The sequence below is a fragment of the Sphingobium limneticum genome (assembly GCF_008710165.1).
GTDB lineage: Bacteria > Pseudomonadota > Alphaproteobacteria > Sphingomonadales > Sphingomonadaceae > Sphingobium > Sphingobium limneticum.
Window position 1 is genome coordinate 1 of record NZ_VYQA01000048.1, and the last position, 6601, is coordinate 6601.

4 protein-coding genes and 1 pseudogene are annotated in these 6601 nt (G+C 62.7%); 2 read left to right on the forward strand and 3 right to left on the reverse strand.

The window, feature by feature from the left end:
• Positions 1 to 403 precede the first annotated feature (403 nt).
• Positions 404 to 1242 (reverse strand): annotated as a pseudogene (locus F4U95_RS24200) (undecaprenyl-diphosphate phosphatase).
• Between the two features lie 66 nt (positions 1243 to 1308).
• Positions 1309 to 3831: a heavy metal translocating P-type ATPase gene (locus F4U95_RS24205; protein ID WP_246171713.1), complete on the reverse strand. Its 2523-nt coding sequence runs from the start codon at positions 3829 to 3831 to the stop codon at positions 1309 to 1311.
• A 67-nt stretch (positions 3832 to 3898) separates the two neighbouring features.
• Here F4U95_RS24205 and F4U95_RS24210 point away from each other — a divergent pair, with 67 nt between their 5' ends.
• Both F4U95_RS24210 and F4U95_RS24215 read left to right on the forward strand, forming a co-directional pair.
• Positions 3899 to 4318, forward strand: coding sequence for a MerR family transcriptional regulator (locus F4U95_RS24210; protein ID WP_054435807.1), 420 nt, complete (start codon positions 3899 to 3901; stop codon positions 4316 to 4318).
• Positions 4319 to 4424: 106 nt separating this feature from the next.
• On the forward strand, positions 4425 to 6416 hold the full coding sequence (locus F4U95_RS24215; RefSeq protein ID WP_369818185.1) for a cytochrome c/FTR1 family iron permease: 1992 nt from the start codon (positions 4425 to 4427) through the stop codon (positions 6414 to 6416).
• 51 nt (positions 6417 to 6467) lie between these two features.
• Here the strand turns inward: F4U95_RS24215 and F4U95_RS24220 are convergent.
• The coding region (locus F4U95_RS24220) for a transposase (RefSeq protein WP_150426975.1) at positions 6468 to 6601 on the reverse strand (134 nt) is incomplete at its 5' end.

Genomic DNA, 6601 nt, shown 5'->3' on the forward strand with positions numbered 1-6601 from the left:
GATTGGTACAACAATCACCGGCTCTTCGGCCCTATCGGGCACATCCCGCCCGCTGAGGCCGAAGACAATTACTATGCAGCCCTCGAGAACCTCGATATGGCTGCATAGCCCAATGAAAACTGCCTCCTGAAAACCCGGGGCGCTTCAAGGTAGAAAACCCCGTCCATTCCTGGCGCGCGGTCACCTCGCGCGCCTGGGTAAGCTTGAAATGAGCTTCAGCTACGAAAGCGCCGGCGTAAATGAGCCCCCTCATCATGTGACGCCGAGTAACCGGAACACCTTCCCAAATCATCTTGGTGTCTTTCACTTTAGTCGGGCCATAAAGGTTTAGGTGCCCAGTCGCCCAGCGATTAGCCTCGCCGTTGTGCGTGACGCTCGCACTCGTTTATGTGGCGCTCCAAAGTCAAATCAGCCACGCGTTCGAGGTCGCAACGAGCAGAAGCACGCCAAGTGTCCCACGATAGATGACGAACGGCCAAGCGGAGAACCGCTCAAGGACGCGCATCAGCGCCCAGATCGCGGCGAATGCCGAAACGGACGCGACAACCAGACCGAGCGCCAAAACGGACCAGCCATGCATATCGAGATGAGTCTTATGCAGCTCCCATATTTCCTTTGATCCCGCGAGAGCGATCGCTGGAATGCCCAACAGGAACGAGAAACGGGCTGCTTCCTCGCGTTTGAATCCGAGCGCGAGCGCGGCAGTGAGCGTTGATCCAGAGCGCGATGCGCCTGGAATGAGGGCACCGACCTGCGCAAGCCCGACGAGCAATGTGTCAACTAGCGATGCCTTCTCAACGCTGCGGCTGTGGCGCGCCAGAAGCTCGGTGAGACCCATCAGCACCGCCATCGCGATGCAGGCCCAGCCAATCACGGGAAAGGCGCGAAAGGGGGAGTTGCATGTATTGAGGCTGTTGGACAGCAGAGCACCCGCCAGCACGATCGGGACTGTCGCAAGAGCGATCCCGATCGCCAGACGGAGATCGGGATCGGCGAACTGTCGATGGCCGATGGCCGACACGGAACCGACCACCAAGCGGCGAGCGCGGCGAGCTGCATCGTGGCCGAAAAAGCCGAGCCGGGATCTCGCCATCCCAACAGGGCGGGCACGACGCGCATATGGGCGGTCGACGAAATCGGCAGAAGTTCGGTGATACCTTGCACAACGCCCAATATGGCGACCTTGGCATACCCCAGTGTCACGAAGCCCGTGTCGACGCCCGCGGCACATTGTCCGGTCATGTCAGTGCAGTCCTATTGGGTGGTGGGTGAGCCTAAATTGTTGCTTCGCTGCCCGGGGTAACCGGATTATTGAACCCGCTCGCCACGACCGACAAGACGCATGCCATTGAGCACGACCAGGAGGGATGCGCCCACATCCGCTGCAATCGCGCCCCAGAGCGACGCCATGCCAAGCAGCGTCAGGCCTGCGAAAACGAGCTTTATCGCCAGCGAGAAGCCGATGTTCTGCCGGATGACGGCGAGCGTCGCCCTCGAATGCCGAATGAGCCACGGCAGGCGAGAGAGATCGTCCTGCATCAGCGCGATATCTGCTGTTTCGATCGCCGCGTCGCTGCCAATCGCGCCCATTGCGATACCGAGGCCCGAGCGCGCCATCGCCGGAGCGTCATTGACGCCGTCGCCGACCATGGCGACGAGGCCGTGCTGTGCTACCAGCCTTTCTATCGCCTCGACCTTTTGTTCCGGAAGCAGCTCGGCGTGAACTTCATCAATGCCGGTGTCGCGCCCGATGGCCTGGGCAGGCGCGCGACTGTCTCCGGTCAGCATGACGATCTGCGCGATGCCAAGTTCATGCAGCTGCGCGACGACCTGCCTTGCCTCGGGACGCACGGCGTCACCGACCGCAATCAATCCGACGACTGACGCCGCTTCACCGACAATGATCCCGGTCAGTCCAGCTACGGCTATCCGATGCAATTGGAGGGTGAGCGCATCATCGCGAGCGCCCCCAAGACGCTCTCCAAGATAGCCCGGCGATCCGACCCAGGCCTCTCGACCGCCGATCGTGCCAACGACGCCTTTGCCGGGCAACGCCGTCACGGCTTTTGCAGGGACCACGTCAACGCCGCGTCCTGCTGCGGCGTCGAGGATCGCACGCGCAATAGGGTGCTCGCTTCGCGCTTCGATGGCCGCGGCAATCGCCAAGAGTTCTAGCTCGTCCCGGCCGCCAAGCGGGACCAGCTCGACAACCTTGGGACGTCCAAGCGTGAGCGTGCCCGTCTTGTCCATCGCGATCGCGGTGATGCGGGCAGGCATTTCTAGATGGATGCCTCCCTTGACCAGCACGCCCTGCTTGGCCGCGCCGGTCAGTCCCGCGACGATGCTGACGGGGGTCGAGATGACCAAGGCGCAAGGGCAGGCTATGACGAGCAGAACCAGCGCCTGATAAAACCAGGCAGCCCAACTGCCCCCGAGCAGAAGCGGCGGCACAAGGAATACTGCCAGCGCGAGCAGCATCACAACCGGCGTGTAGATCCGCGCGAAGCGCTCCACCCACTGTTCGGTCGGCGCACGCTTGCTCTGCGCTTCACCGACCATGCGCACGATACGGGCGAGCGTTGTGTCCGAGGCCGGCCGCGTCGTTACGATCTCGATCGCGCCCATGCCGTTGATGGTCCCGGCAAAGACCGTTGCGCCATGCGTGACGGTGACGGGGACGCTCTCGCCCGTAATCGGCGCCTGATCGACCGCGCTCGTTCCCGCAACCACACGCCCGTCGAGCGGAATCTTGCCGCCGGGCGGAACGATCACCTGCGTACCGACCGCGACGTCAGCGACCGGCACATCCTTCTCGACGCCTGCGGCATCCCGTATCCGGGCGGTGTCGGGCGCGATGTCCATGAGTGCGGCGACGGCGCGGCGGGCACGTCCGAGGCTCCACGCTTCGAGAGCGAGAGCGAGGGCGAAGAAGAATGCGACCGTCGCCGCTTCGAACCATTGCCCGATGCCCAAGGCGCCTGCCACCGCGACGATCATGAGCAGGTTCATGTCTGGCCGGAGCCGTCGCGCGGCAAGGATCGCCTTTGGGGCGACGTACCGAACCGCCGAGAGGATCGCCAGCGAATAGGCGAGCATGGCGAGGAGCGGGGGATGGGTCTCACGCGCCAGACTCTCGTGGAGCACCGCAGCGAGGCCGCTCGCGCGGACATGGATCGCAAAGCCCGTCGCGACCAACACGCCGCTCCCGATCGTCAGCGCGGCCTGGATGCGGCGCCGACGCTGCTCGCCTTGCGCACCGGCACTGTTCTTGCCGTCTTTCCAGAGTTCGGCGCGCATGCCGGCGCGCTCGACCGCCTTCAATATTCCGGCATGATGTACAGCGTCCGAAGTACCCACGACGGACATGCGGCCATTGATAAGATCAAACGACAGGTTTCCCAACCCAACGACCGGCCCGACTTCGCGCTTGAGAACTGCGACTTCGTCACCGCAGTCCATGCCGTGGATTTTGAAGATGACACTATCCGGACGGTCGGGAAGCGTCTGTTGGGCAGGCACCGGTTCGCCCGAGCAGCTGCTGCAACTGTCGGCCTCTGCTTTATCCTCGGTGAACGCATCCGCGGTGATCAATTCGGCTATCATCCCGGTGGTTGATACGGCCTCAATCACTGCCTCCACCCCGATGCCTGAGTCGACGTCGACATCAAGGAAACCGTGCTTTGGCTGGAACGACAGACGCTGCTCGTCTCCGATAAGGGGTACGAGAACCTCCTTGATGAGTCGAACCTCATTCTGGCAGTCGAGCCCGCGGACCTTGAAGCGCCACCAGCGGTCCATCGCTAAAGCGCGTGCGTCGGTTTGCTCGATCATATCGTCACCTCGACTCTTCGAAATGACATCCTCTATAAAGCCTGAAGTCACTAGAGGGTCAAACGATATGTCCGTCGAGCTACTCAGCATCGGAAAGCTCGCCACCGCGACCGGAACGAAGGTAGAGACAATTCGCTACTATGAGAGTGTGGGCTTGCTTGCCCCGCCGGGTCGGACCAAGGGCAATTATCGGGCCTACTCTGCGCAGCATCTCGCACGGCTCAGCTTCATCCGCCGCGCCCGCGCGCTGGGTTTCTCAATCGGCCAGGTCCAGGAGCTTCTCAAGCTCGCTGACCAGAAGGGCATCTCGTGCAAGGCTGTGGACACGATCGCCCGCGATCATCTTGCCGAGATCGACCGAAAGCTTCGGGATCTGAATACGCTACGATCGGAATTGAGCAGCGTGATCGTCCAGTGTGGGCACGGCACCATTTCGGAATGCCGCATCATTGAAACCCTGGCGCCGGATTCTGCCGCGGGCGGTTAGGAGGGGGCGGCAGACTCAGATTTGCTTTTGCGGTTAGCTGCGTTAATGCAAACAAGTCGCAAAAACTGCTTGACCCTCTAGCTGCTAGAGGGTCTAAAAGAAGCGGATGTTTACGTCCTCGAGCAGCCTCTGCCTTTTGTCGATCTGCGGGCGAGCACCCTCACTCCACCGATGGGTGTTCCGCGTATTGACGGTGCTTGCTGCTGCGTCCTGCGCATTGGGCGCAAGCGCCATCGCCCAAGCCGAAACAGTTGACGTCCAGACCGCATGGCGGCTGCTCGACTACATGGCAGTCGATTACGGTGGCGCGGTCTCCGGCGGAAAGGTCAAGAGCGCGTCCGAATATAGCGAAATGACCGAGTTTGCAGCGTCGGTCTCCGCGCGTCTCGCGACGCTGCCGCCAACACCCGAGCGCAGCAGGCTCATCGATCGTGCGGTACGGCTTCAGGCGGTTGTTGCCGCCAAGGGCTCACCGAACCAGGTTGCCGACCTTGCCCATGGTCTCGCCGCCGATCTGCTCAAGGCCTATCCGGTCCCGCTTGCTCCAGCCAAGGCGCCCGATTTCGCTCGTGGTGCGACGCTCTTCGCCCAGAATTGCGCGAGCTGCCACGGTGCGGCCGGCGACGGTCGCGGCCCGAACGCCGCCAAGCTCGCCACCCCGCCAATCGCGTTCACCGACGTTGCTCGCGCCCGCCAGCGCAGCCCCTTCGCGCTCTATCAGGTGATTGACCAGGGCATCGACGGCACCGCGATGCAAAGCTTCTCATCGCTGCCATCCGATGATCGCTGGGCGCTTGCCTTCTATGCTGGACATTTCGCCTTTTCCGATGCCGCCGCTAAGGAAGGCGAACGGCTCTGGAAAGCCGATCCTAGCCTTCGCCAGCGGATTCCCGATCTGACCGCGTTGGCCGGGATGACTCCGGCGATCCTCGCCAAAGACGTGGGAGCAGACAAGGCCGATACGGTCATTGCTTATTTGCGCCGCCACCCGGAAGTGGTCGTTCAGCAGGCATCCGGCTCCCTTGATGTGGCACGCGCGAAGCTTGGACAGAGCCTTGCGGCCTATCGCGCGGGCGACCGCCACAGTGCGCAGGAGCTGGCTCTATCGGCCTATCTCGACGGATTCGAACCGCTCGAACCGATGCTGACCGCGCGTGACGCAACGCTCATGGGGCATATCGAAAGCGCCATGGGCGAATTTCGGGCCTCGCTCCAGCAAGGTCGACCCGCCGACGAGATAGCGAGCCGTGTTCAGGTGCTCGATGGCTTGTTCGACGACGCCGATGCAGCCTTGTCCCCGGACGCGGCGAGCAGCGCTTCGACCTTTCTGGGCGCGTTCACCATCCTGCTGCGCGAGGGGCTCGAAGCTCTGCTGATCGTCGTTGCGATGATCGCCTTCCTTCGCAAGGCCGAGCGACCCGAGGTGCTGCCCTATGTTCATGGCGGTTGGATCGGCGCGCTGGCGGCGGGCGGCCTGACCTGGGCGGTAGCAACCTATGCGATCGGGATCAGTGGCGCGAGCCGGGAGTTGACCGAAGGCTTTGGATCGCTGTTCGCGGGCATCGTCCTGCTCTCCGTGGGTATCTGGATGCACGGCAAGGCGCAGGCGGACCAATGGCAGCGCTACATCCGCGAAAAAATGTCGCACGCACTGTCACGGCAATCGGCTTGGTTCCTGTTCGGCCTGGCCTTCATTGTCGTCTATCGCGAGGTGTTCGAGACCATCCTGTTTTATGCCGCGCTCTGGACCCAGGGTAATGGCGGGGTCATGCTGGCTGGCGCTGGCTCGGCGGTCCTGCTGCTCGGCTTCATTGCCTGGGGGATGCTGCGCTACAGTCGCGACCTGCCGATCGCGAAGTTCTTCGCCTACAGCGCGTGGCTGATGGCGCTTCTCACGATCGTACTCGCCGGCAAGGGTGTGTCGGCGCTGCAGGAAGCCGGCATAATCGACATTGCGCCGCTCGCGGGCGGAATTCGGGTCTCGGTGCTCGGCATCTTCCCGACCGTGCAGTCGATGGGTGCCCAGTTGCTAATGCTCGTCGCGGTGGCTGGCGGGTTCGCTCTCAACCGGCGCCGTGCCGTCGTTGCAACCACCTAATGAAGATCGGACCAGGACCCGATATTCGTCTTGACCCTCTAGGGTCAGGACTCATAGCCAGAACAGGACGGTAGCAGCGAGCGCGACAGCGGAGAGGAAAACGTTGGGGCACCTGTCGTAGCGTGTTGCAACGCGCCTCCAGTCCTTGAGGCGGCCAAACATGATCTCGATCCGGTTGCGGCTTT